The sequence below is a fragment of the Pseudomonas sp. WMBT8 genome (assembly GCF_050916005.1).
Taxonomy (GTDB): domain Bacteria; phylum Pseudomonadota; class Gammaproteobacteria; order Pseudomonadales; family Pseudomonadaceae; genus Aquipseudomonas.
In genome coordinates this window covers 947361-972715 of record NZ_CP188096.1, presented here as the reverse complement: position 1 = coordinate 972715, position 25355 = coordinate 947361, and the positions used below count along the sequence as shown (strand labels likewise).

Here is a 25355-nt window from a genome sequence, read left to right as displayed (position 1 = left end):
GAGGTCGCTCAGGCAGGTTCCACCGTGACCCAGTAACGCGTCACGTAACGCACATTGACCGCGAGGGATTGGCGCAGGTTGTCAAGGACGGTGTCGGTGTCATCAATGCGAAACGCCCCGCTCAGGCGCAGGTCGGCAATCGCCGGCGCACAGCGCAGCACGCCGGCACGATAGCGCCCCAACTCGGCGAGGAAATCCGCCAGGCGCCAGTCCAGTACCGTCAACATCCCCTGGCTCCAGGCGCCTGCGCCTGCCGGGGCCGCAGTCATCGGGCCGACCTGCTGGCGATTGAAACCGGACTGCTGCCCGGCATCGAGGCGCAAGACCTGCGCGGGGTTATCCAGGGGACGCAACTCCACCGCCTGTTCGATCACACACACATCGGTGTGACCGGGCCCGCAGCGCACGGTGAAACGCGTGCCCAGGGCGCGCACCGTACCCTGGGGCGTCTGCACCACAAACGGCCGGCCCAGGGCATCGCGGGCGGTCTGCACCAGAATCTCGCCACGGTGCAGATGGATCGCGCGCAGTTGCCCGCTGAAGACAATATCCATGGCGCTGTCAGTGTTCAGGTCGACCTGGCTGCCATCTGAAAGACGCAGATGGCGACGCTGGCCGGTAGCGGTGCGTTGATTGGCCATCAGCGCCTGGTAAGGCACGGTCTCGGTGGCCAGCCAACCGCTGCCGCCCACCGCCAGCAACACCGCAAGGATCTTCAACACCTCCCGGCGCCGGGCGCGCCCACCAGCGAGCGTGGGCAACGCCACATCCGCCGGCAGGCCGGCCCATTGGCTGTGCAGTTTTTCCACCCGGGCCCACGCCCGCGCATGCTGGGGACTTGCCTGCAGCCAGGTGCGCCAGGCCTGGCGGTCGGCATCGCAAGGGTTCGTCCCCTTGAGTTGCACGTACCAGGTGGCCGCGGCTTCCAGGGTCTGGATATCCAGGGCGGTGCTCATCAATCTTCCGTGAGCAGCAGGCAGCGGGTCATGGCGCGGATCAAGTGCTTTTTGACCGTGGTGACGGACACGCCGTAACGCTCGGCGGTCGCCACATAGTTCAAGCCTTCCAGCTGTACCGCGAGGAAAATCTGCCGGGTACGTTCGCCCAGGCCGTCGAGCAAGGTGTCCACCGCCACCAGGGTTTCAAAGATCAGCAGGCGGGTTTCCGGGGAAATCTCCAGGGGTTCCGGGCGCAGGGCCAGGGCCTCCAGATAAGCCTGTTCGAGCGCACGGCGGCGGAACTTGTCGATCATCAGCGCCCGGGCGATGGCACTGAGGTAGGTCCGCGGCTCGCGAATCTGTGCCACGTCCCGGGAGGTCAACAGGCGCACGAAGGTGTCCTGCGCCAGGTCCGCGGCATCGCTGGCATTGCCCATGCGCGCGCGCAGCCAGGCTTTGAGCCAGCCATTGTGTTCGCTGTACAACACGTGCAGCGCAGCATGATCGGGAGCGGACATGGGCGGTAAAGACCAATAATTCAATTGATAATTAATCGCATTGTCTTGCCCGCACGGGATTTGCGCAAGATCGATTCTGTTACCCATCGGTTTTTGACGCTCTTGCATCCCCGCTGTTAGTGTCCGCCCTCCTTCCCCGCAGATATCTGCCAGGTGCGATTTACCGCAAAGCATCATCCCAGGGACAACAGATCATTCTCAAAATGAACGGAGTTCAGCGCGTGCTTTTCAACCTACGCTTGCAGCGCCTCACCAGCCTTTCGGTGATCGCCGCCGCCCTCAGCCTCGGCGCCTGCCACAGCACCAGCACCCCCGACCTGCCGCCCGCCCCGGAGCTGGGCTCGGGTTATCGCACCGACATGAAAGTACGCCATGCCGAGCGCCATATGGCGGCGGCGGCCAACCCGCTGGCGGCCGAAGCCGGGCGCAAGATCCTGCGCCTGGGCGGCTCGGCAATCGATGCGGCCATCGCCATGCAAGCGGTGCTGACCCTGGTAGAGCCGCAGTCCTCGGGGATCGGCGGTGGCGCCTTTATCATGCTGTGGGATGGCAAGCAGGTACGGGCCTATGACGGCCGTGAAACCGCACCGGCCAGCGCCACGGCCGATATGCTGTTGAATGCCGACGGCACACCGATGGCCTTTGCCCAGGCGCAGATCGGTGGTCGTTCGGTTGCCACCCCCGGTGTGCTGCGCGCGCTGAAAATGGCCCACGAACACAGCGGTCGCCTGCCCTGGGCGCAGTTGTTTGCACCGGCGATCCAGTTGTCCGAACAAGGCTTTGCGATTTCTGCGCGCCTGCACAGCCTGATCGCCGCCGACCGCTACATCAGCCAGTCACCGGACATGGCGGCGTACTTCCTCAACGCCGACGGCAGCCCGAAAGCCACGGGCACGCTGTTGAAAAACCCGGCGCTGGCCAATGTATTCAAGCGTATCGCCAAGGAGGGGCCCGAGGCACTCTATAGCGGTCCAATCGCCGAGGAGATTGCACGCAAGGTCCAGGGCCATCACAACACTGGCCGCCTTGCGCTGAACGATCTCCAGGGCTACCGCGCCAAGGAACGCGCGCCGCTGTGTACCGACTACAAGCGCTGGCAAGTGTGCGGCATGCCGCCACCCTCTTCGGGCGGGGTGGCCATTGCGCAGATCCTCGGCACCTTGCAGGCCCTCGAAGCCCGCGACCCACGCTGGGCCCTGGCGCCGCTCAAGCCGGTGCAGGCCGCAACAGCCGCCGGCCTGGAACCCGTACCCGAGGCCGTGCATTTGATTGCCGAGGCCGATCGCCTGGCCTACGCCGACCGCGCCCAATACATCGCCGACACCGACTTTGTCCCAGTGCCGGTCGCGGGCCTGGTCGCCCCCGGCTACCTGGCCAGCCGCGCCGCATTGGTGGGTGAGCGCAGCATGGGCGTGGCCACGCCCGGCCAACCGGCGGGGATTCAGGTGGCCTACGCGCCGGATCGCTCGCCACTGCGTATTTCCACCTCGCAAGTGGTGGCCGTGGATGACCAGGGCGGCGCGGTATCGATGACCACCACCATCGAAGCCGCGTTCGGTTCCCACGTGATGGTCCAGGGCTTCCTGCTGAACAATCAGATGACTGACTTTTCCTTTATCCCCGAGGAAAACGACCAGCCGGTAGCCAACCGCATCGAGCCGGGCAAACGCCCCCGTTCGTCCATGGCGCCGACCCTGGTCTTCGACCGCCAAAGCGGCGAGCTGCTGGCCACGGTCGGCTCTCCCGGCGGATCGCAAATCATCGAATACGTGAGCAAATCCCTGGTGGGCATGCTCGACTGGAACCTCGACCCGCAAGCCGCTATCAGCCTGCCCAACTTCGGCAGCCGCAACGGCGCGACCGAGCTGGAGCAAGGGCTGTTCAGCGAACAATTGAAGGCGGCGCTCAAGGCGCAAGGGCACACCTTGAGCGAGATCGAGATGACCAGCGGCACCCAGGCCATTGTGCGGGTACGCGATGCCCAGGGTAAGGCGACCTGGAGTGGTGGCGCGGATCCGCGGCGTGAGGGGGAAGCGTTGGGGGATTGACCCAGGGTTGTATCGCCTTTACGGGCCTCATCGCCGGCAAGCCGGCTCCTACAAGGTTAACGGCAGGATACGCCACACCCTGTAGAAGCCGGCTTGCCGGCGATGGCGTTTGAAGCTTAGCGACTGATCTTCAGCCCCTTGCGCGCCGTATGTCGCTCCAGTGCCAGTTCGATCAGGCGGCTGACCAGTTCGCTGTAGCTCATCCCCGCCGCCTGCCATAACTTGGGGTACATGCTGATGCGGGTGAAACCGGGCAGTGAGTTGACCTCGTTGATCAGGACTTCACCGTCCTCGCACAGAAACACATCGACCCGCGCCAGCCCGGCGCAGCCCAGCACTTCAAAGGCCTCAACGGCCAGGGCACGAATGCGTTCGCTGGCTTGGGCGCTGATATCCGCCGGCACCAGTACTTGGGCGGCCTGGTCGTCGATGTATTTGCTGTCGTAGGAATAGAAGCCGTCACGTACCACGATCTCGCCACAGCCGCTGGCGATGGGACGCTCGTTGCCCAGCACCGCGCATTCGATTTCGCGGCCTTTGACGGCAGACTCCACCAACACTTTTTCATCGAAGCCCAGGGCCAGTTCAATTGCAGCCAGGTACTGGGCTTCGTCAGCCACCTTGCTCACGCCCACCGAGGAGCCTTGGTTGGCCGGTTTGACGAACAGCGGCAAACCGAGCTTTTGCCGGGCTTGGTCGAAGGTGGTGCGTGCCGCGTTGCCGCGGTTGAGGGTGATGAAGGGCGCCACCGCGATACCGGCATCGCGCAGCAGGCGCTTGCTGATGTCCTTGTCCATGCACACCGCCGAGCCCAGCACGTCGGACCCCACGAACGGCAGGTCCGCCATGCGCAGCAACCCCTGCAGGCAGCCGTCTTCGCCGAGGGTGCCATGGACGATGGGGAAGATCACATCGACATGTTCCAGCAAGCCCTGGCCCGAGGTTTCCACCAATTGCTGGCTGGCCTTGCCCGGCACCACCGCCAGTTCACGGTTGGACTGGTTGAGGGCGATCAGCGCCGGGTTTTCCTGGTTGAGCAGGAAGTTCGAGGTGTCATTGAGATGCCAGTGGCCGGCCTTGTCGATGCCGATCAGTACCGGCTCGAAGCGTGTGCGATCAAGGGCGTCGACGATGTTGCGGGCCGACTGCAAGGACACTTCATGCTCGGCCGAACGCCCGCCAAAAATAATACCCACCCGCAACTTGCTCATAGCCTGCCTCACATTGGAAATGTAGGGCTTATTACCACGAGCGGTCAGCAATTTGCCACCGTTGAAGCCGCGCACAATCGTACAAGACCCTGGCAGACAGCCGCCCCAGACTCAGTTAACGTAACTCCATCCGACATCTTTCGAAAAACATCCCATGGGCAAACCTACCGCAAACATCGACTGGCTGCACCGGGCGCCCCATGCCAGCGGGCTGGAGCGGATCGAGGCGTATTTCTCCGGGTTCGGCTTCGACCCTCATCGCCACGATACCTACGCCATCGGCCATACCCTGTTCGGTGTGCAGAGCTTTCATTATCGCGGCAGCCAGACTCACAGCCTGCCGGGCACAACCATGGTGATCCATCCGGATGAGGTCCACGATGGCTGGGCCGGCAGCGACGAGGGCTTCAAGTATCGGATGATTTATGTCGAGCCGGCGCAGATCCAGCAGGTTCTCGGCGGCAAGCCGTTGCCGTTTATCCACAACGGGCTGTCCAACGACCCATGGCTGCACCGGGCCTGCCAGGCCTTTGTGCAGCAGCTCGACTGCCCGCTGGACCCAATGCAGGAGCAGGACGCGTTGTTCGACCTGGCCCATGCCCTGAACAACGCGTCGGGCATCAGCGTCAGCCGCAAGACGTTTGATTACCAGGCCGCCGAACGCGCCCGGGAATTTATCCACAGCGCCCTGGGGCGCAGCATCACCCTGGATGAAATGGCCGCGCACTGCGGGCGGGATCGCTGGGCCTTGTCGCGGGACTTTCGCCTGTTGTTCGGCACCAGTCCCTATCGCTACCTGACCATGCGCCGCCTCGACCTGGTGCGCAATCTGCTGGGCCAGGGCCAGTCACTGGTGGATGCGGCGCTGATCGCAGGCTTCACCGACCAGAGCCACATGACCCGGCAGTTTCGCAGCACCTTTGGCATACCACCGTCGCGGTGGGTGAAGATGCTCGGCCGCTAAAACCCGATCAACGGTGGGCAACCTATGTGGCTTCGGCTAGCGCCTCCTGCCGTGGAGCTCGCAGCCGCATCGCCACCACCGCCCCGGCCAGCGCAATCCCCGCGCTCCACCACAATGCCAACTCGATGCCCTGGGCTTGACCCGCCCCCGTCGCCCCACCGGCATTGGCCAGCGACACCAGCACCGCCAACCCCAGCGCGCCGCCGATCTGTTGCGTGGTCGAGGCCATGCCCGCCGCCACACCCTGCTCCCCCGGTTTGACACCCAGGCCTGCGGCCACCCACATCGCGGTCCAGGTCATGCCCTGACCAAGGCTCAAGATAAAGATCCCAGGCAACAACCACCAGAATCCCGCGCCGGTGGGCAGCGCCAGGCACACCAGGGCAATCCCCAGCGCCCCCGCCAACTGGCCGCTGACCAGGGTGTTGCGCAAGCCGATTTTTACCAGCGCGCGCTCCGCCAGCCAGATCCCCAAAGTACACACCAACGTCGCCGGCAAGAACGCCAGCCCGGCCTGCAACACGCTGTAGCCGTAGACCTGCTGGTAGTACAGCGCGAGGAAGTAGTACTGCACGCCAAAGCTGCTCATAAACACCGCCGTCAGCACCATGGCCATGCGCAACTCGCGGTAGCCCAGCAGGCGCAGCGGCATCAATGGGTCGCGGCCACGGTGTTCAATCCAGGCGAACAGCCCAAGCAAGACCAGCGCCAGCAGCATGCAGCCCAGGGTCGCGGGCGCCGTCCAGCCCCACTCCGGCCCCTGCACCAGGGCGAACACCAGCAGCGTGCCGCCGACCGTGACGGTCAACGCACCGCTCAGATCGAAACTGCGGCCACGGCTGCGCTCACCGTCGGCCGGGATCCAGTAGCGCGCCGCCAGGGCACAGCCACCTGCCAACGGCACGTTGACCAGAAACACCGCCTCCCAGCCCCACCACTGAGTCAGCACGCCACCCAGCAACGCCCCCAACGCCAGCCCGGCAGCGGATGCCGCGCTCCAGACCGCAAACGCCCGGTTGCGCTGCGGCCCTTCGGCGTAGTGGGTGTTGATCAAGGCCAGGGTCGCCGGAAACAACAGCGCGCCGCCCACCCCCTGCACCGCACGCGCCAGCACCAGCAGCAACGCGCTACCGCCCAGTACCGCCGCCAACGACGACAGCGCGTACAGCGACTGGCCCACCCGGTACAAACGGCGCTTGCCCAGCAAGTCCGTGGCCCGGCCTCCGAGCAATAGAAAACCGCCAAACGCCACGGTGTAGGCACTGACCACCCACTGCAATTGCTGGGCAGAAAAGCCCAGGTGGCTGCCGATCTGCGGCAAGGCAACAAACACGATAGTCGCGTCCAGGGCGATTATCAGTTGCGCAGTAGCCAGCAACATCAGCATCCAGCCCGAGGGACGACTTGAGGGAGTGGTGGGCATCACAACATCCTGTGCAAAAAAGAGTGCGGCCAGTGTCTTTCATGCCCAACAGATGATAAATAGCCCTACCACTCTTTCAGTTATGACTTTAATCATGGACCTGAACGCCGTTCGCCTGCTGGTACGCGTCGCCGAAACCCGCAGTTTCACCCGCGCTGCTGCTGACCTGGGGCTCACGCAATCGGGCTTGTCCCGCGCGATCTCGCGCCTGGAGGCCGAGCTGGGCGTACGCCTGCTGCAACGCAACACCCGCAGCGTCAGACTGACCCCGGATGGGCAAATGCTGTATGAACGCAGCGCACCGTTGCTGGCCGAGCTGGCCGAAGCCGAAAAGCTCATGCTCGATCGGCGCTGCACACCTTCCGGTTTGCTGAAAATCAGCACCCCGTCGTTGTTCGGGCGCAAGGTGGTGATGCCCGTGATCGGTGAGCTGACCTTGCGCTACCCCGAGTTGCGCATCGAAGCGGTGATGACCGACCGCCTGGTGGATATTGTCGACGAGGGTTTCGATGCATTGCTGCGCACCGGCGAGATCCAGGACCAGCGCCTGATTGCCCGCGCCTTGACGCCCTTGCGCTGGGTAACCGTCGCCTCCCCCACCTACCTGGCCCGCTTTGGCACGCCGCAAACCGTCGAAGAACTGCGCGACCACAACTGCCTCACGGTGCGCAACCTGCGCAGCGGGCGGATGGTGGACTGGCAGTTCATGCTCGACGGCAAGGTGCGCGATGTGAATGTGGAGGGGCGGTTGATTTTCGATCTTGGCGATGCCCTGGTGGACGGTGCGGTGGGCGGCTTCGGAATTGCCCAGGTGATGGATTTTGCCGTGCGCGACGACCTCGCCGCCGGGCGCCTGGTGCCATTGCTGCAGGACTTTGCGGGGCGCAGCCGCGCAATTTCCCTGGTGTATCCACCGTCACGCCAGTATTCGCCGAAGTTGATCGCCTTTGCCGATGCCTTGGCACAGGCGCAATGGTAAGCAGAACTTGAACCCGGCGCCCCGAGTGTGAGAAGAAAGGATGCGCTATCGCCACCGCGAGGTTTTCCACGGATGAACCTGACATTGACGCCCCCCCAGTGGGATGACGTGAACGAGCTGCTGGCGTTCGAGCTGGCCAATCGGGCCTTTTTCGAACGTTGGATCAATGCCCGGCCCGAGGCGTACTACAACGTCGAAGGGGTACAGCGCGCCATCGAAAACGCACTGCTGGAGGCCAGTGAAGACCGCGCCTATCAGTACCTGATCCGCGAAAACGGCGTGCTGGTGGGGCGCATCAACTTTACCCAGGTGCGCCGCCGCTACTATCACTCGGCGTCCCTGGGCTATCGCATGGGGGCCGAGTTCACCGGCCGCGGCCTGGCAAGACAGGCCGTGGCCCTGGGCCTGCAGAAAGCCTTTGGCGAGCACGCCCTCAAGCGCATCGAAGCCACTGTACGCCCAGAGAACCCGGGCTCGCTGCGGGTGTTGCAGCGCAGCGGCTTTACCCAGTACGGGCATTCACGCAAGGCGTTCCTGCTCGATGGCCAGTGGTTCGACCTGCTGCTGTTCGAGGTGCATGCCCCGGCCTTGAGCCAGGCATCTAGGTAGATAACTGATTGGCAAACTGGCCAACCGCACTCACCACTTTCTGCGCGCCGTCCTGGATCTCGACGATCACCGTGCCCGCCTCTGCCGCCAGGGACAATCCCTGCTCGGCCTGCAACCGGCCATCGGTCATCAGCGCCACGGCATCGCGGGCCATGTCCTGGTTCTGACGCACCACGCCGACGATTTCTTCAGTGGCTTTGCTGGTACGCGAGGCCAACTGCCGCACTTCATCGGCCACCACCGCAAACCCGCGCCCCTGCTCGCCGGCACGGGCGGCCTCAATGGCGGCGTTGAGCGCCAGCAGGTTGGTTTGCTCGGCAATCGCGCTGATGGTCTTGACGATGCTGCCAATCACCTGGGACTGGGCATTGAGCGCCTCGATGCCCTCGCCGGCCTGTTCCATGTGCTTGGCCAGGTCACGCATCACCTCCACCGCCTGGGTGACCACGGCGGTACCGCGCTGGGCGCTGCTGTCGGTGTGCAACGAGGTGCTGTAGGCAATGTTGGCGGCCTCGGCCACCGCGCGCTCCTGATTGATCTGGTCGGTGATCACCGTGGCGAACTTGACCACTTTGTACAGTCGGTCGTTGGCATCCAGCACCGGGTTGTAGGACGCTTCCAGCCAGACTTCGCGGCCATGGGCATCAACGCGCTTGAAGCGCCCGGCGACAAATTCACCACTGTTCAAGCGTTTCCAGAACGCCTGGTACTCGGCGCTGTTGTAATCCTGGGGCTCACAGAACATGCGGTGATGCTTGCCCTGGATCTGCGCCAGGCTGTAACCCATGCCCTGCAGGAAGCGCTCGTTGGCGCCCAGCACATTGCCATTGAGGTCGAACTCGATCACCGCCGTGGAACGCACCAGCGCAGTGATCAGGTTTTCGTGCTCGCGCGACGCCTCGATGGTGCGGGTCAGGTCGCTGGAGTACACCGAAAACCGCTTGATGCGCCCATCCGCGCCCCGCACCGGCTGCACGATGGAGCGCAACCACGCTTCCTTGCCATTGCCGCGCAGCAGGCGCACGGTGCCGGCAAAATGTTCGCCACGGCTCAAGGCGTTGTTGAAGCGCTGCTGGAACTCGTCGCGTTTCACATGCTCGGGCACAAACCCATGGATGGCATGGCCCAGCAGGTCGCTGGACTTGTAGAGCATTTCTTCGAGAAAGTTCTGGTTGACCGACTCGATCCGGCCCTCGGGGTCGAGGCTCAGGGCCAGCATCTCGCTCTCCAGGCTTTCCTTGACCTGCTGCAGGCTGGACAGTTCTTCGCGAAGAGCGGACAGCTCCTGCTTCAAGCGGGTATTGAACATAGGAACACCGGAGGGCAGTCAATAGTGGATTGTCTAACCATCGGCGCATCCAGCATTTTCTGAAGAGTGCTTGAGGCCCTGACTCAACTATTTTTTCAGCACCTCAACTGCCGTTGTTCCGGCACAATCCCATGACCTGATATTCAAGGGTCTTGAGCTGGCCGCTGGAGTCTTCATACGTCATGCGCGAGGGCACCACCTTGCAGCTACGGACCGGCGGCGTGACGCTCACCACCCGGGCGATATCCAGCTTCATCCCATACCGATAGGCCTGCACCTCAGGCGCCGGCTTGCCCTGGTTGGCAGCGTAGCGAGCCATGGCCTGCTGGTTGTTTTCCATCATTTGCGCGATGGCGCGATCCCCGCCCCCTTCGGCCATCGCCCCCATGGACAGAGCAAAAACCACTACACCCAGGGCTCGTGTTAAACGCTTCATTAAAGTGTCCTCGTCTGATTTCAAGTCGTTGAAAGTTCAGGCTCGAGGGTAACCAACACTTCCTGTCAGCAGCTTCACGGGCGCATTACGTATCCGTAATAGAGCGCTGAACTGGCAAAATTGTAATGCGCGCGCCACCTCCGCGTTATCCGCTGTTTGCAACTATGAGCCGGGCTCCCCGCATCAGGGATAGCTCTCCAATAAGAACGCCCAAGGCGACTAAAAAAGCTCATAGCTGCCAACACCGAGGAGCGATACATGCGCACTAACCGCACACTTTCCCTTTCCATCATCGCGGCACTGGCCAGCGCTACACCGCTGGCGGGCATGGCCGCCGAAGACAAACCCGAGGGGTTTATCGAAGGCAGTACGCTGAACGTGCTGGCGCGCAACTTTTACTTCAACCGCGATGACCGCAAGGGCCAGTCCAGCCCGACCGGCAATGGCTATTCAGAAGCATGGGCGCAGGGCCTGATCGGCAAGTTCGAGTCCGGGTTCACCCAGGGCACCGTGGGGTTTGGCCTGGATGCGTTCGCGATGTACGGTCTCAAGCTCGATTCCGGCACCGGGCGCAGCGGCGGCAAGGGCTCATTCGGCATGCTGCCGGTGGACAGCGGCAACCGCCCCGAAGACGACTACAGCAAACTCGGCGGCGCGGTAAAAATGCGCCTGCTCGATACAGTGGTCAAAGTCGGCGACGTCTTCCCGCAAACCCCGGTGGTGCACTACGGTGACTCACGCCTGCTGCCGGAAAGCTTTCGGGGCGTGACCCTGGAAAACACCAGCCTGGAAGGCCTGACCCTGCAAGGTGGGCGCCTGCACGCCATGAGCCAGCCCACCCAAAGCGGTATGCGCGAGGGCTTTGCGACGTTTTACGCAGGTAATGTGAATGCACCCTGGGTCGGCTACTTCGGCGGCGACTACCAGGCCACTGAACATTGGAGCCTGAGCCTGTACAGCAGCCGCCTCAAGGACGCATGGGACCAGTACTACTTCGGTACAGCGGTCAATTTTCCGCTGACCGAAGAGGTGGCGATGTTTGCCGGCTTCAACTATTACAACGCCCAGGACGAGGGCAAGCGATTGCTGGGCGAGCTCAACAACAATATCTGGAGCGCCAAGCTTGGGGTGAAGGTCGGTGCCCATCGCCTGGCCCTGTCCCACCAGCGCAACAATGGCAACAACGACTTCGACTACCTGCGCCAGTCAGACTCGATCTTCCTCGACAACTCGATCCAGTACAGCGACTTCAACTCGCCCAAGGAGCGCTCGTGGGCGCTGCGTTATGACCTCGACATGCAGACCCTGGGCATCCCCGGCCTGTCGTTCATGACCCGCTATGGCAAGGGCACGGGCGCTGACTACAGCAACGCCAACTCGGTGTACATGCGCCGCGACGCCTTGGGTGACCCGCTCACTGACCAGCGCCGCTGGGAGCGCGACATCGAGGCCAAGTACGTGTTTCAGGGCGGCAGCCTGAAAGATCTGTCGGTGCGCATTCGCCAGGCGACGGTACGCTCGAGTGCCTTTGAGTCGGACCTGGAAGAATTCCGGCTGATCATGGAATACCCGCTGGCCATCCTCTGATGACACTCAACGGCAAGTGCTTACATTCACTTGCCGTTGACTAGCACTTCTTCACAATTTGCAGCCTGTCAGAACTGTAATATGCGCCTCACGTTCTCGTTAAGTTGCACTTCATATACTGCCTGCATCGACCGACCGCGAACTAACGGCACGGGTCTTTTGCGGAGAACGTTCATGAAGCCACTGCACATTTTATTCATCGCTGTCATCAGCGCGGCATCCACCGCTGCCCTGGCCGACGACGGCGGTGAGCGATCCCGCCAGTTGCTGGTCGAGTTTCGCCAGCAACAGCAACAGATCCACGGCAGCCAAGCCGTGACCGAGCAAACACCAGCCCCCTCGGATACGCCGGCCCCAAAGGCCACCTGAGCGGCGCACCCTGTGCACATTCATCTCTTGAAGCTTTTTTTGTGGAGCTCCTTTGGAAGGAGATGAATTTTTAGCGCCCTCACGGGCGCTTTTTTTTGCCCGCTCGATATCATCCAACGCCGCCCTTGACCCTGAAGCTACTTCAAGGCTCAGAATTTTCCTACTTTTGGGACTACAGCCCTACTCGGTGTAGCTCCCGTCGCCTGTTTGCTTATCAGTAAGAGGTCAATCTGCATGCGTATCCTTGTGGTTGAGGACGAACCAAAAACTGCCGACTACTTGCATCAAGGCTTGAGCGAGAGTGGTTATGTCGTCGATCGTGCCGCCAGCGGCATCGACGGCCTGCACCTGGCCGGGCAGCAGCGCTATGAACTGGTGATCCTGGACGTCAACCTGCCGGGCAAGGACGGCTGGCAGGTACTCGAACAACTGCGCCGGGACAGCACCCTGCGGGTGATGATGCTCACCGCCCGCGGCCGTCTGGCCGACAAGATCAAGGGCCTGGACCTGGGCGCCGATGATTACCTGGTCAAACCCTTCGAGTTTCCCGAGTTGCTGGCCAGGGTGCGCTCGTTGCTGCGGCGCAGTGAGCCAATTGCGATGCCGGAGATCTTCCGCGTCGCGGACCTGGAGCTGGACCCGCGTCGCCATCGCGCCTACCGGGGCACGCGGCGCATTGACCTGACCACCAAAGAGTTCGCGCTGTTGCAGGTATTGATGCGCCAGAGTGGCGAGGTGCTGACGCGCACGCAGCTCATTTCCCTGGTGTGGGACATGAACTTCGACTGCGACACCAACGTGGTGGAGGTGTCGATCAGCCGGCTGCGGGCCAAGGTCGATGACCAGAGCGAGGTCAAGCTGATCCATACCATTCGTGGCGTGGGTTACGTGCTGGAAGTACGCCAATGAGATCCGGCAGTCTATCCATGCGCCTGGGGCTCACCGTCAGCCTGATGGGCGCGGGCCTGGTGGTGTTGCTGGCGAGCCTGGCGTACCTGGCCCTCACCCACGAGCTGGAAAACCTCGCGCGCAAGGGCCTGGAAAGCAAGATGGAGCAGATCCAGCACAGCCTGCTCCAGGACCTCAACACCCGCGACATCAGCGCCCGGCCCCATTCACTGCTGGACCTGGTGATGGGCCATGACAACTTCTACCTGACCATCATCGGCCCGGCGCCCGCCAACGCGGTGCTGCTGAGCGTCGGCGCCAGGCCCCAGGAACCGCTGCTGCTGGACTTTGCCGCCGGGCAAACCCTGGGTTTTCTCAACTGGACCGATGGCCGCGACAACCAGATCCTCAGCGCATCGAGCCTGATGCGCCTGCACACCGGGGAAAACGTACGGGTGTTGCTGTCCCTGGACCGTTCCGACGATCAGGCATTGCTCAGTGCCTACCTGCAATCCACGGTCATCGCCCTGCCGATGCTGCTGATCCTGATTGGCATGGGCGCCTGGTGGCTGGTGCAGCGCGGGCTCGCGCCGTTGCAGCAATTCAGCCGCGTCGCCGGCAAAGTCACCACCCAGGACCTGAGCCATCGCCTGTCTGTCGAGAACCTGCCCAGGGAACTCAGCGAACTGGCCCGGGGCATCAACGTGATGCTCGATCGGCTGGACGCTGGCGTGCAGCAGTTGTCGCAATTTTCCGACGACCTGGCCCACGAACTGCGCGCGCCCCTGACCAACCTGATGGGCAAGGCCCAGGTCACGCTGTCCCGCGCCCGGGCGCCGCACGAGTACAAGTCGGCGCTGGAGTCCAGCACCGAAGAGCTGGACCGCCTGGCCCGGATTGTCGCCGACATGCTGTTTCTGGCGCAGGTCAGCCATCCGGCGGCGCGGGCTTCGTTTACCACGGTGAACCTGCGGGATGAAACGCTGCGGGTCATGGAGCTGTTTGCCTTGAGCGCCGAAGACAAAGGGTTGAAGTTGACCCAGGCCGGCGACGCCTGGGTCCAGGGGGATCGGTTGATGATTCAGCGGGCCATTTCCAACCTGCTGTCCAACGCGATCCGCCACAGCCCGCACGGCTCGCGTATCGCCCTGCAGGTCGACAGCCACGAGCAGCGCATATCGCTGGCCGTGAGCAACCCGGGCCCGGGGATTGAAGCGCAACACCTGCCCCACCTGTTCGAGCGTTTCTACCGCGCCGACAACAGCCGCGCCCGCTCCGAAGGTGGCACCGGGTTGGGGCTGGCGATCGTGCGTTCGATCATGAGCCTGCACCAGGGCCAGGCCGAGGCCAGCAGTGTGCCGGGCGAGGTGACCCTGTTCCGGCTGATATTTCCCAACCGCCCGGCCACCCCACAAGTCCCCTAGCGCCCCCGCGATCAAGACGCTGCCTGCTCTTCATCGCGGCGATGGGCCCAGTGGTAAAGCGCAGGCAATACCAGCAACGTCAGCAGCGTCGAAGAAATAATCCCGCCAATCACCACCGTCGCCAGCGGCCGCTGCACTTCGGCGCCGGTGCCGGTGGCCAGGGCCATGGGGATAAACCCGAGGGACGCGACCAACGCGGTCATCAACACCGGGCGCAAGCGGGTCAGCGCGCCTTCGTTGATCGCCACCGACAGCGAGCGCCCTTCCTCACGCAGGTTGCGGATAAACGCGATCATCACCAGGCCATTGAGCACCGCCACCCCCGACAGCGCGATAAAACCCACCCCGGCGGAAATCGACAACGGAATATCCCGCAGCCACAGCGCCATGATCCCGCCGGTCAACGCGAAGGGAATCCCGGTGAACACCAGCAGCCCATCCTTGAGGTTGTTGAACATCATGAACAGCAATCCGAACACCAGCAGCAACGCCACCGGTACCACCACCCGCAAGCGCTCGGACGCTTCCTTGAGTTGCTCGAACTGGCCGCCCCAGGTAGTCCAGTAGCCGGCAGGGATTTTCACCTGCTCTGCCATCACTCGTTCGGCTTCTGCGACAAACGAGCCAATATCCCGCCCGCGCACGTTGGCGCTGACGATCACCAGGCGCTTGCCGTTTTCGCGGCTGATCTGGTTCGGGCCCAGTACCAGGTCCAGGCTGGCCACTTGCGACAAGGCGATAAAGCCCAGTTGCCCCGTGGTATTGCCGGCCAGCGCCGGGATCGGGATCAACAGCCGCGACAAACCCTCGATATCGGTACGCAAGGTTTCCGACAAGCGCACCACCATGTCAAAGCGTCGGTCGCCTTCATACATCGTGCCGGCCTGGCGCCCACCCACGGCCACCGCGATGGTGTCTTGCACGTCGCCCACGTTCAGGCCAAAGCGCGCGGCCTTGTCGCGGTCGATATTGATGGTCAGCACCGGCAGGCCGGAGGTCTGTTCCACCTTCACTTCCGAGGCGCCATTGAGCTTCTGAAGGGTTTCGGCAATTTCCCCGGCGGTCTTGTTCAGCACGTCCCGGTCATCGCCAAACACCTTCACCGCCACGTCACTGCGCACCCCGGAAATCAGCTCGTTGAAGCGCAACTGGATCGGTTGCGACAACTCGTACTGGCTGCCCGGCACAATCGCACTGGCGCGCTGGATATCGGCGATCAAGGCCTCGCGGGATTTTTTCGGGTCCGGCCACTGGTCCTTGGGCTTGAGCATCAGGTAGCTGTCGGAAATGTTCGGCGGCATCGGGTCGGAGGCGATTTCTGCGGTGCCGGTGCGGGCAAATACCCGCTGGATTTCCGGCACCTGTTCCATCAAGGTTTTCTCCAGTTGCTGCTGCATCTGCACCGACTGCGTGAGGCTGGTACCCGGCACGCGCAAGGCTTGCTGGGCGAAGTCACCTTCACTGAGGCTGGGGATAAACTCGCTGCCCATGCGACTGGCCACGGCGCCAGACACCACGATGGTCAACAGCGCCAGGCCACACGCCCAGGTACGGTGCGCCATCACCCAATCCAGCACCGGTGCATAACCCCGGCGCGCATTGCGCATCACCCAGTTTTCGTCTTCCTTGACCTTGCCGGTGACGAACAGCGCAATCGCCGCCGGGACAAAGGTCACCGACAAAATCATCGCGCCCAGCAAGGCCATGACCACGGTGAATGCCATGGGGTGGAACATTTTCCCGGCAACGCCCGTCAGGGCGAAGATCGGCAGGTACACCACCATGATGATCAGTTGCCCGAAGATCAGCGCGCGGCGCGCTTCCTTGGCGGCGGCGAACACTTCGTGCAGGCGTTCGCTGCGGGTCAGCAGGCGGCCATGGCGTTGCTGCGCATGGGCCAGGCGGCGGATCGCGTTCTCGACGATCACCACCGCACCATCGACGATAATCCCGAAGTCCAGCGCGCCCAGGCTCATCAGGTTGGCGCTGACTTTGTTGGTGAACATCCCGGTAAACGTGAACAACATGGCCAGCGGGATCACCATCGCGGTAATCAACGCCGCGCGGATGTTGCCGAGGAACAAAAACAGAATCACGATGACCAGCAGCGCGCCTTCGAAGAGGTTTTTCTTCACCGTGGCGATGGCTTTTTCCACCAGGTTGGTGCGGTCGTAGACCGTGACCGCGACCACGCCTTCGGGCAGGGAGCGGTTGATCTCTTCGAGTTTTTTCGCCACCGCCTGGGACACGGTGCGGCTGTTTTCGCCGATCAACATGAACACCGTGCCAAGCACCACCTCGCGACCATTTTCGGTGGCCGCGCCGGTACGCAACTCACGGCCGATATCGACCTGGGCCACATTGCGCACGCGGATCGGCGTGCCGTCCACGGTGTTGATCACGATATTGGCGATGTCGTCGATGGACGCCACCTGACCCGGCGCGCGAATCAGCAACTGCTCGCCGCTGCGCTCGATATAACCGGCGCCGACGTTGGCGTTGTTGCGCTCAAGCGCCGTCACCAGGTCACTCAAGGTCAGGTTGTAGGCCGCCAGACGCTTGGGGTCCGGGGCGATCTGGTATTCCTTGGCAAAGCCGCCGATGGTATTGATCTCGGCCACGCCGGGCACGTTGCGCAACTGCGGCTTGATGATCCAGTCCTGGATCACCCGCAAGTCCGTCGGGGTGTAGGCCGAGCCGTCTTCCTTACGCGCGCCGTCTTGCGCCTCCACGGTCCACAGGAAAATTTCCCCCAGGCCCGTGGAAATCGGCCCCATCGCCGTTTCAATGCCGTCCGGCAGTTGCTCGCGGGCCACTTGCAGGCGCTCGTTGACCAGTTGGCGGGCGAAGAACAGGTCGGTGCCGTCCTTGAAGATCACCGTGACCTGGGACAAGCCCGAGCGCGACAGCGAGCGGGTCTGCTGCAAGCCCGGCAGGCCGGCCATGGCGGTTTCGATGGGGAAGGTGATGCGCTGCTCGGTCTCCAGCGGAGAGAAGCCGGCCGCCGCCGAGTTGATCTGCACCTGGACGTTGGTGATGTCCGGTACTGCGTCGATCGGCAGTTTCTGGTAGCTGGCGATGCCGACACCGGCCATCAACAACACCGCCAGCAGCACGATGATGCGCTGCTCGATGGCAAATTGAATCAGACGTTCAAACATGGGGAATCACTCGCAGGATCAATGGGCGTGCTCGGCCGAGGCCTTGCCCAGCTCGGACTTGAGGACGAAGCTGCCAACGGTCGCCACCTGGGCGCCGGCCTCCAGGCCCTGGCGCACTTCGACAAAGCCGTTTTCGCTGACACCCAGTTCAACGTGGCGGGTGACAAAGCCTTCGGCGGTGCGCACAAACAGCGAGGGTTTGTCTTCCACGGTCTGGATCGCATCCACCGGCACGCTGACCGCTGCCAAGTAGCTATCCGTCGCCACCTGCACCGCCACGAACAACCCGGGGCGCCAGGAGTCGTCGGGGTTGGCCACGGTGACCCGCACCGTCGCGGTACGCGTCTGCTCGCCCAGCAGGTTGCCGACATAGGCCACGGTGCCCATCACGTCGGTGCCCATTTCCGTGGAGCTGACCTTGACCGGCCGCCCCACCTGGACCTTGTTCAAGTCCTTGGGAAACACGCCAAAGGTGACCCACACCTGGGACAGGTCCGACAGGGTGAAGGCGGCACTGGTCTCACTCACCACCTCGCCGACGCCCAGGTGTTTTTCCACCACCACGCCAGCAAACGGCGCACGCAATTCATAGCGATTGCCGCCGGCCAGGACCGTGCTGCCACTCAGGGCGTTCATCTTTTGCCGCGCGTTGTTCAGGGCGATCTCGGCTTCTTGCAGGGTCTGGCGGGCCAGCAGGTAATCCTGTTCGGCAGAGATCTTGTCCTGCCATAACAGACGCTCGCGCTGGAACGTAGTGCGCGCCAGTTCGACCCGGCGTTCGCTGGCCGCCAGCTCGCTGCGCTGATCGGAAATCTGCTGGCTGGCGATCACGGCCAACAGCTCACCCTGCTTGACCTTCTGGCCCAGGTTGACCTTGACCGACTCCACCACACCCGCGGCACGGGGCACGATATGGGAGGTGCGGTCTTCGTCGAAGCGCACCTCGCCCGGTAGCGACAGCAGTGTGCTGATCTGCCGGGGCTGGGCCTTGGCCAATTGAATGCCGGCAGCCTGGATCTGCTGCTCGTTGAGCACCAGCACACCCTCTTCCTCTTCTTCCTCCGGCGCTTCGACGCTTACGACCGGTGCCTGGGGCGCCACGCTGGTGGCCGGCCAAAACACCATCGCCCCAAGGGCAATGGCCACTGCGACGGCCAAAGCCAGGCCTTGTTGTTTGTTCATGGGGAACTCCTGAAAGATCAAATGCGGGCGAGGTCGCCGTAAATCCGTTCGATGCGCACCCAGGCGTCGGTGGCCTGGGCGAGTGCGGCGAGGTATTGGGTACGGGCGGCGATCAGGGTGCGCTGGGCGTCGAGTACATCGAGGAAGTTGAACTTGCCCATCTCAAAGCCGCGGGTGGCACTGTCCACTGCGCTTTGGGCGGCGGGCAGGATCACTTTATTAAAGGCACTCACCTCATTGTTGGCCGTCGCCCACAGGTCCAGGGCCTGGCGGGTTTCGGTGCGCAGGCGCAGCTCGGTGGCGTTGCGCAGGTCCCGGGCCTGGTCGGCTCGGCGGCTGGCGGCCAGCACATTGCCCTGGTTGCGATTGAACAGCGGGATCGGCATCGACACGCCCACCAGGTTCACCCGCTCGCGCACGCTGGCGTCGTACTGGCTGCCGATGGATATATCCAGGTCGGGAATCCGCTGGGCCTTTTCCAGGCCCAGGCCGGCCTCCCGTTGCTGGATTTGCAACTGCGCCAGGCGCAGCTCGGCGGTGCTCTCCAGGCGCGCCAGCAGTTGGGTGGCCGAAGGCAGCGCTGGCGTATTCACGGCACCTGCCTCGACACGCTCAAAACTGATGTTGGCGCTGCCGGTGATGGCGGCCAGGCGGCGATAGGCATCGCTCACGCCGATCTCGGCGCGGCTGCGCTCCAGGCGGATTTCCGAGACCTGCACCTGGGCGCGAGTGGCTTCGACCGGCGACGACTTGCCCGCCGTGACCCGGCCATTGGCAACCACCAGGCCGCGCTCGGCCAGCGCCATTGAGCGTTGCGCCAGCTCCAGGCGTTCCTGGGCCCGCAGCGCGCCATAAAAGCCATCGATGACCTCGGCCCGCAGCAGGTTGCGCCGCTGTTCCAGCTCCTGGGCCGCCGCATCTTGTGCCCGCGAGGCCACATCGATGCGCGCCCCGCGCTTACCGCCCAGCTCCAGGGTCTGGCTTAGCTTGACGGTGGTGGTGCGGGTGCTGCGGCGGGTGTCTTCGGCGTCCCAGGAGGCCACCGGGTTGGGGATCAGCCCGGCCTGCTGCCGACCGCCCTGGGCGATGTCGATTTCCCATTGCGCAGCGGCCAGGTCCGGGTTGTCGGCAAACGCACTTTGCAGGGCCGATTCGAGGGTCAGGGTCTGGGCGCTTGCCACTTGGGCCATCGCCAAGACCCCCACTACGGAGCACACAATTGTTCTTAAAAACGTTGGCATAACAAGCGTTCCACACCCATGAGTTGGCGGACAAATCCAAGCAGGGGCAATGTAACTTTCGCTACTTATCAGAGGGGTGGCCGAAACATTACAAATCCGTTAGCAAAGGCTCTGGTCCGGGCTTTTGCTTTAACCTTCGCGGCGATTGCAGATACTTTCCCTTGCACCGAGGCACCCTCGACATGCGCATCCTGGTTATCGAAGATGAACTGAAAACAGCCGAGTACTTGCATCAGGGACTGAGCGAAAGTGGCTATGTGGTCGATTGCGCGGCCAGCGGCGCCGACGGCGTACACCTGGCGCGGCAACACACCTATGACCTGGTGATTCTGGATGTGAACCTACCGCTCATGGACGGGTGGGATGTGCTGCAGCGGATCCGCCAGACCAGCAACACGCGAATCATGATGCTCACCGCCCAAGGCCGCCTGGCCGACAAAATCAAAGGCCTGGAACTGGGCGCCGACGACTACCTGGTCAAGCCTTTCGAGTTTCCCGAACTGCTGGCCAGGGTCCGCACCCTGATGCGCCGCAGCGTCGAAGCGGCGGTGCCGGACGTGCTGCGGGTGGCCGACCTGGAACTGGACCAGGGTCGCCACCGGGCCTTTCGCGGCAACCAGCGCATTGACCTGACCACCAAGGAATTCGCCCTGTTGCACCTGCTGATGCGCCAGAGCGGCGTGGTGCTGTCACGCACGCAAATCATCTCGTTTGTGTGGGACATGAACTTCGATTGCGACACCAACGTGGTCGAGGTCTCGATCCGCCGCCTGCGGGCGAAGATCGACGACCCGTTCGAGCGCAAGTTGATCCACACCTTGCGCGGGGTTGGCTACGTGCTGGAAGACCGCGAATAGCGGTCAGTGCGCGATCGGTTCCGGATGAAAACCCTCGCCTTCGATCTGGATGGTGACGTGGGAAATATCGAATTGTTCGTGCAGTAACTCGGTCACCTGGGCGAGGATCTGTTGCTCGCTGCCCAGCGCCGGCTCCACCACCAGATGGCTGCTGAGCACGTTCTTGCCGCTGGTCAGGGCCCAGATATGCAAGTCATGCACCTCCTTGACCCCAGGCACCGCGCAGATGGCCTGCTCGACCGCGTCGATATCGATGCCGTCCGGCACGCCTTGCAGCAGCACATTCATGCTGGCCTTGAGCAGGGTCCAGGTTCTGGGCACGACCCAGAAGCCAATCACCGCGGCCACCACCGAGTCGACCCAGGCCCAGCCAGTGAGCATGATCACCACGGCCGCAATGATCACGCCGATGGAGCCGAGCATGTCGCTCCAGACCTCCAGGTAGGCACCCTTGACGTTCAGGCTCTCGCCACTGGCCGCGCTGAGCAGGCGCATGGAGATCAGGTTGACGATCAGCCCCAGCACCGCAATCACCAGCATGCCGGTGGACTGGATCTCGGCCGGAGCCTGCAGGCGCAGGTAAGCCTCGTAGAGGATGTAGAACGCCACCCCGAACAGCAGCAACGCGTTGAACGCGGCGGCGAGGATTTCAAAACGCGCATAACCGAAGGTGCGCTTGCGGTCAGCGGCGCGCTTGGCGACCTGGATGGCTACCAGGGAGATGGCCAGGGCCAGGGTGTCGGTCATCATGTGCGCGGCGTCGGACAACAGCGCCAGGCTGCCGGTGACAAAGGCACCGATCACTTCGGCAATCATGAAACTGCCGGTCAGGCCCAGGGCTAGCCATAACTTGCGTTCGTGGCCGGCGCGTACGGTGGCGTGGCTGTGTCCTGCACTCATGGCGATTCCTCGTGGGGGGATGTGCGCTGATCATAGAGCGATAAGGGGAAACCTTTGGTATGGATTTCACAATTGTCATAACGCTGCCAGCGGGGTGTTAACCACATGGGGGAGCTGGCTTGCCTGGGATAGCGGTACACCCTCAAGCCCCAATGCCAGTCAGTTAAGCGCAGATCCCCTGTGGGAGCGGGCTTGCTCGCGAAGACGTCGGCCCAGCAAACATTGATGTTGACTGACCCACTGCTTTCGCGAGCAAGCCCGCTCCCACAGGGGAATGCGGCGGCGTTAAAACACCGGGCGCCGGCCAAACCGCAATGCACTGGCCACGCCGACTGCGCCCATCACTACACAGTAAAAAACGCAGATCCACGGGCTGCTGGGCATCAATGCAATCAGCATCAAAGGCGTAGTACTCGCCCACAGCGCGTAGGCAATGTTGTAGGTAAAGGAAATACCCGACACACGAATCTGCGCTGGAAACAGGCTGACCATCACCGATGGCACCGCGCCCACCACTCCGCAGCTCAACCCCGCAATGGCATAGGCCGCGCCCAGCCACACGCCGCCGGCGATCAGGCTGGCGTAGAGCACGGCGATGCCCACCGGCAACAGCAGACTGTAGACCAGTACCGCGCGCCAGGCGCCGATGCGGTCCACCAGCAGGCCGGCCAGTACGCAACCGATGTTCAGGAAGACGATGCCCAGTGCGCTCAGGGCGAAGGTGTGGCTGGGGCTCATGCCGAAGGTTTTCTGCATCATGGTCGGCGTGATCACCACCAGCACCACCACCGCCGAGGTGAGCACACAGGTCAGCAACATGGCCGGCAGCAACGCCTGGCGATGGTCGCGCAACACCGTGCGCAGCGGCAGTTCGGCGTCGGCCTGGCGGCGCGCCTGCATGGCCAAAAACACCGGGGTTTCACTCAGCCAACGCCGCAGCCAGACACCGATCACGCCAAACACCCCACCCAACAGAAACGGGAAGCGCCAGGCGTAATCCAGGATTTGTTCTGCGGTGAACATCTGCGCCAGCAAGGTCGCCGTCAATGCCCCCAGCAGGTAACCGAAGGTCAGCCCGGCTTGCAGGAAACCCAAGGCATAACCGCGGTGGTTGGCCGGCGCGTGTTCGGCGACGAAGACCCAGGCGCTGGGCACTTCACCGCCCACCGCCGCGCCCTGCAAGACCCGCAGCGCCAGTAGGATCAGCGGCGCGAAATAGCCGATCTGTGCGTAGGTCGGCATGATCCCGATCAGCAGGCACGGCAGGGCCATCATCAGAATGCTCAGGCTGAACACGCGCTTGCGCCCCAGGTGATCGGCAAAGTGCGCCATCAGGATCCCGCCCAATGGCCGCGCCAGGTAGCCGGTGACGAAAATCCCGAAGCTTTGCAGCAGGCGCAGCCATTCGGGCATTTCCGGGGGGAAGAACAGCTGGCTCAGGGTCAGGGCGAAAAATACGAAAATGATGAAGTCGTAGATTTCCAGGGCACCGCCCAAGGCGGCCAGGCCCAGGGTCTTGTAGTCGGAGCGGGAAAAACGCTGCGCCTGTGGATAAGTGCTGGCAGTCATGAAAGAAGCTCGGCAGACAGACAAAATGGCGTGCAGGTTATGAGCTGGACCGGATCCTGGCAATCGCCGCGGATATATTGGGTTTACTCATTGATCCATGAAAATAACAACATTCCCAAATAAATGGCCGTGGGCCAAGATGCGGCGATACCTTGCCAAAATAACTACAAGAGGTAATCCCACGTGGCCGATCCTATCGAAGATAGCCGTTATGCCCGCTTCGCCCTGCGTTGCTCGAATTTCGCCGAACGCTGGTTTCCTGACTCCTGGGTGTTTGCCGCCCTCGCCGTGATCATTGTCACCGTGGCGACCCTGGGCATGGGCGCCGCGCCCACCGAAGCAGCCAGGGCCTTCGGCGATGGTTTCTGGAGCCTGATCCCGTTCACCATGCAAATGGCCTTCGTGGTGATTGGCGGCTATGTAGTCGCCAGCTCGCCGCCCGCCGTGAAGTTGATTGACCGCCTGGCGCGCATCCCGAAAAACGGCCGCTCAGCCGTGGCGTGGGTGGCATTGATCTCGATGGTCGCCTCGTTGCTCAACTGGGGCCTGTCCCTAGTGTTCGGCGGGTTGCTGGTGCGAGCCCTGGCCCGGCGCACGGATTTGCGCATGGACTATCGCGCGGCCGGCGCGGCGGCCTATCTAGGCCTGGGCGCCGTGTGGGCGCTGGGGCTGTCGTCATCGGCCGCACAATTGCAGGCCAACCCGGCCAGCCTGCCGCCTTCGATCCTGGCGATCACCGGGACCATTCCCTTCACCGACACCATCTTTTTGTGGCAATCGGGGGTGCTGTTGCTGGCGTTGATTGTGGTGTCGCTGATCATCGCCTACGTCACCGCACCGGGCCCCAACTCGGCCCGTGACGCCAAGGCGTGTGGCGTAGACCCGGCATTCAACCTGCCCAAGCCACAACTGCCAAGCCGTCCGGGAGAATGGCTGGAACACAGCCCGCTGCTGACCATTTTGCTGGCGCTGCTGGCTGCCGGCTGGCTGTTCCATGAGTTCTCGACCAAGCCGGCGATCAGCGCGATCTCGGGGCTCAACACCTATAACTTCCTGTTCATCATGGCCGGCGCCTTGCTGCACTGGCGCCCCCGCAGCTTCCTCGACGCCGTGGCCCGCGCGGTGCCGACCACCACCGGGGTGCTGATCCAGTTCCCGCTGTACGGCTCCATCGCGGCGCTGATGACCGTGGTCAAGGGCGGTGACGGCCAGACCCTGGCCCACCATATCTCGACCTTCTTCACCTCCATCGCCTCCCACGACACCTATGCGCTGCTGATGGGCGTGTATTCGGCGGTGCTGGGGTTCTTTATCCCATCGGGCGGCGGCAAATGGATCATCGAGGCGCCGTACGTGATGCAGGTGGCCAATGACCTGCAATATCACCTGGGCTGGGCCGTGCAGATCTACAACGCCGCCGAGGCCCTGCCGAACCTGATCAACCCGTTCTACATGCTGCCATTACTCGGCGTACTGGGACTCAAGGCACGGGACTTGATTGGTTTCTCGTTTGTGCAACTGCTGGTGCACACGCCGCTGGTGCTGTTTTTACTGTGGGCGCTGGGGACGACCTTGAAGTACATGCCGCCGGTGATGCCTTAGTCATTGGATGTTGCGCCCGTCGTTGTGGCGGGTGCAGCCAGGCCGACATTGAGCGCCTTTTTCCCTCACTGAACATTTCAAGGAGGGAACCCACCACTACTGTAAAACCACCTACATAGTGTCTTTTAGTAGCACGGGAC

Annotated in this window: 20 protein-coding genes and 2 pseudogenes; 10 read left to right on the top strand and 12 right to left on the bottom strand. The window is 63.0% G+C overall.

All coding sequences use genetic code 11. The features are described 5' to 3' along the window. Positions 1 to 8: 8 nt before the first annotated feature. Positions 9 to 956: a FecR domain-containing protein gene (locus tag ACO77H_RS04115; RefSeq protein ID WP_169954830.1), complete on the bottom strand. Its 948-nt coding sequence runs from the start codon at positions 954 to 956 to the stop codon at positions 9 to 11. After that, positions 956 to 1456 (bottom strand): sigma-70 family RNA polymerase sigma factor, encoded by a 501-nt coding sequence (locus ACO77H_RS04110; protein WP_169954829.1) that lies wholly within the window; start codon positions 1454 to 1456, stop codon positions 956 to 958. Before ACO77H_RS04110 ends, ACO77H_RS04115 begins: the two co-directional genes overlap by 1 nt. Before the next feature lie 203 nt (positions 1457 to 1659). Here ACO77H_RS04110 and ggt point away from each other — a divergent pair, with 203 nt between their 5' ends. After that, complete coding sequence (gene ggt / locus ACO77H_RS04105) at positions 1660 to 3504, top strand: gamma-glutamyltransferase (RefSeq protein WP_432755038.1); 1845 nt, start codon at positions 1660 to 1662, stop codon at positions 3502 to 3504. 116 nt (positions 3505 to 3620) lie between these two features. On the opposite strand, the gene ddlA is transcribed toward ggt, so the two are convergent. Next, positions 3621 to 4715, bottom strand: coding sequence for a D-alanine--D-alanine ligase (ddlA, locus tag ACO77H_RS04100; RefSeq protein ID WP_172313518.1), 1095 nt, complete (start codon positions 4713 to 4715; stop codon positions 3621 to 3623). A gap of 154 nt (positions 4716 to 4869) precedes the next feature. Between ddlA and ACO77H_RS04095 the strand changes: the two genes are divergently transcribed. Then, entirely contained in the window at positions 4870 to 5679 is an 810-nt protein-coding gene (locus ACO77H_RS04095; RefSeq protein WP_432755037.1) for an AraC family transcriptional regulator, read from the top strand. A 22-nt stretch (positions 5680 to 5701) separates the two neighbouring features. On the opposite strand, the gene ACO77H_RS04090 is transcribed toward ACO77H_RS04095, so the two are convergent. Next, positions 5702 to 7066, bottom strand: coding sequence for an MFS transporter (locus ACO77H_RS04090; RefSeq protein WP_432755736.1), 1365 nt, complete (start codon positions 7064 to 7066; stop codon positions 5702 to 5704). Positions 7067 to 7196: 130 nt separating this feature from the next. On the opposite strand from ACO77H_RS04090, the gene ACO77H_RS04085 reads away from it, so the two are divergent. Together ACO77H_RS04085 and ACO77H_RS04080 are read left to right on the top strand one after the other, a co-directional pair. Next, complete coding sequence (locus ACO77H_RS04085) at positions 7197 to 8081, top strand: LysR family transcriptional regulator (RefSeq protein ID WP_432755036.1); 885 nt, start codon at positions 7197 to 7199, stop codon at positions 8079 to 8081. A gap of 72 nt (positions 8082 to 8153) precedes the next feature. After that, on the top strand, positions 8154 to 8690 hold the full coding sequence (locus ACO77H_RS04080; RefSeq protein WP_170043053.1) for a GNAT family N-acetyltransferase: 537 nt from the start codon (positions 8154 to 8156) through the stop codon (positions 8688 to 8690). Here the strand turns inward: ACO77H_RS04080 and ACO77H_RS04075 are convergent. The 3 genes and pseudogenes from ACO77H_RS04075 to ACO77H_RS04065 all read right to left on the bottom strand — a co-directional run. Further along, a pseudogene (locus tag ACO77H_RS04075) lies at positions 8683 to 9111 on the bottom strand (methyl-accepting chemotaxis protein); the annotation flags it as partial. The gene ACO77H_RS04080 and the pseudogene ACO77H_RS04075 overlap by 8 nt on opposite strands. Before the next feature lie 159 nt (positions 9112 to 9270). Beyond that, positions 9271 to 9909, bottom strand: a pseudogene (locus ACO77H_RS04070) (PAS domain-containing protein); the annotation flags it as partial. A 193-nt stretch (positions 9910 to 10102) separates the two neighbouring features. Next, positions 10103 to 10435: a DUF2790 domain-containing protein gene (locus ACO77H_RS04065; RefSeq protein WP_169954821.1), complete on the bottom strand. Its 333-nt coding sequence runs from the start codon at positions 10433 to 10435 to the stop codon at positions 10103 to 10105. Positions 10436 to 10693: 258 nt separating this feature from the next. Here ACO77H_RS04065 and ACO77H_RS04060 point away from each other — a divergent pair, with 258 nt between their 5' ends. The 4 genes from ACO77H_RS04060 (at position 10694) to ACO77H_RS04045 (ending at position 14703) form a co-directional block, all read left to right on the top strand. Beyond that, complete coding sequence (locus tag ACO77H_RS04060) at positions 10694 to 12022, top strand: OprD family porin (RefSeq protein WP_432755035.1); 1329 nt, start codon at positions 10694 to 10696, stop codon at positions 12020 to 12022. Positions 12023 to 12196: 174 nt separating this feature from the next. Beyond that, a complete protein-coding gene (locus tag ACO77H_RS04055; protein WP_170058600.1) occupies positions 12197 to 12391 on the top strand; it encodes a hypothetical protein in 195 nt (64 codons plus the stop codon). Positions 12392 to 12625: 234 nt separating this feature from the next. After that, the gene (locus ACO77H_RS04050) at positions 12626 to 13300 is read left to right on the top strand and encodes a heavy metal response regulator transcription factor (protein ID WP_169954818.1); all 675 of its coding nucleotides are present in this window, start codon (positions 12626 to 12628) and stop codon (positions 13298 to 13300) included. Further along, on the top strand, positions 13297 to 14703 hold the full coding sequence (locus ACO77H_RS04045; protein WP_170058601.1) for a heavy metal sensor histidine kinase: 1407 nt from the start codon (positions 13297 to 13299) through the stop codon (positions 14701 to 14703). The genes ACO77H_RS04050 and ACO77H_RS04045 overlap by 4 nt, the downstream gene beginning before the upstream one ends. 11 nt (positions 14704 to 14714) lie before the next feature. Here the strand turns inward: ACO77H_RS04045 and ACO77H_RS04040 are convergent, their stop codons facing one another. The 3 genes from ACO77H_RS04040 to ACO77H_RS04030 are packed head-to-tail and all read right to left on the bottom strand — an operon-like array spanning position 14715 to position 20287. After that, positions 14715 to 17864 (bottom strand): CusA/CzcA family heavy metal efflux RND transporter, encoded by a 3150-nt coding sequence (locus tag ACO77H_RS04040; RefSeq protein ID WP_432755034.1) that lies wholly within the window; start codon positions 17862 to 17864, stop codon positions 14715 to 14717. 18 nt (positions 17865 to 17882) lie between these two features. After that, entirely contained in the window at positions 17883 to 19046 is a 1164-nt protein-coding gene (locus ACO77H_RS04035; protein ID WP_432755033.1) for an efflux RND transporter periplasmic adaptor subunit, read from the bottom strand. A gap of 17 nt (positions 19047 to 19063) precedes the next feature. After that, positions 19064 to 20287: a TolC family protein gene (locus ACO77H_RS04030; RefSeq protein WP_169954814.1), complete on the bottom strand. Its 1224-nt coding sequence runs from the start codon at positions 20285 to 20287 to the stop codon at positions 19064 to 19066. Between the two features lie 182 nt (positions 20288 to 20469). Between ACO77H_RS04030 and ACO77H_RS04025 the strand changes: the two genes are divergently transcribed. Then, on the top strand, positions 20470 to 21144 hold the full coding sequence (locus ACO77H_RS04025) for a heavy metal response regulator transcription factor (RefSeq protein ID WP_169954813.1): 675 nt from the start codon (positions 20470 to 20472) through the stop codon (positions 21142 to 21144). A gap of 3 nt (positions 21145 to 21147) precedes the next feature. Here the strand turns inward: ACO77H_RS04025 and ACO77H_RS04020 are convergent, their stop codons facing one another. Both ACO77H_RS04020 and ACO77H_RS04015 read right to left on the bottom strand, forming a co-directional pair. After that, on the bottom strand, positions 21148 to 22044 hold the full coding sequence (locus tag ACO77H_RS04020) for a cation diffusion facilitator family transporter (protein WP_169954812.1): 897 nt from the start codon (positions 22042 to 22044) through the stop codon (positions 21148 to 21150). A 285-nt stretch (positions 22045 to 22329) separates the two neighbouring features. Beyond that, positions 22330 to 23613 carry an MFS transporter gene (locus ACO77H_RS04015; RefSeq protein WP_169954811.1) on the bottom strand — a complete coding sequence of 428 codons (1284 nt, stop codon included), beginning with the start codon at positions 23611 to 23613 and terminating at the stop codon, positions 22330 to 22332. Positions 23614 to 23796: 183 nt separating this feature from the next. Here ACO77H_RS04015 and ACO77H_RS04010 point away from each other — a divergent pair, with 183 nt between their 5' ends. Continuing rightward, positions 23797 to 25215: a short-chain fatty acid transporter gene (locus ACO77H_RS04010; protein WP_432755032.1), complete on the top strand. Its 1419-nt coding sequence runs from the start codon at positions 23797 to 23799 to the stop codon at positions 25213 to 25215. Positions 25216 to 25355 lie beyond the last annotated feature (140 nt).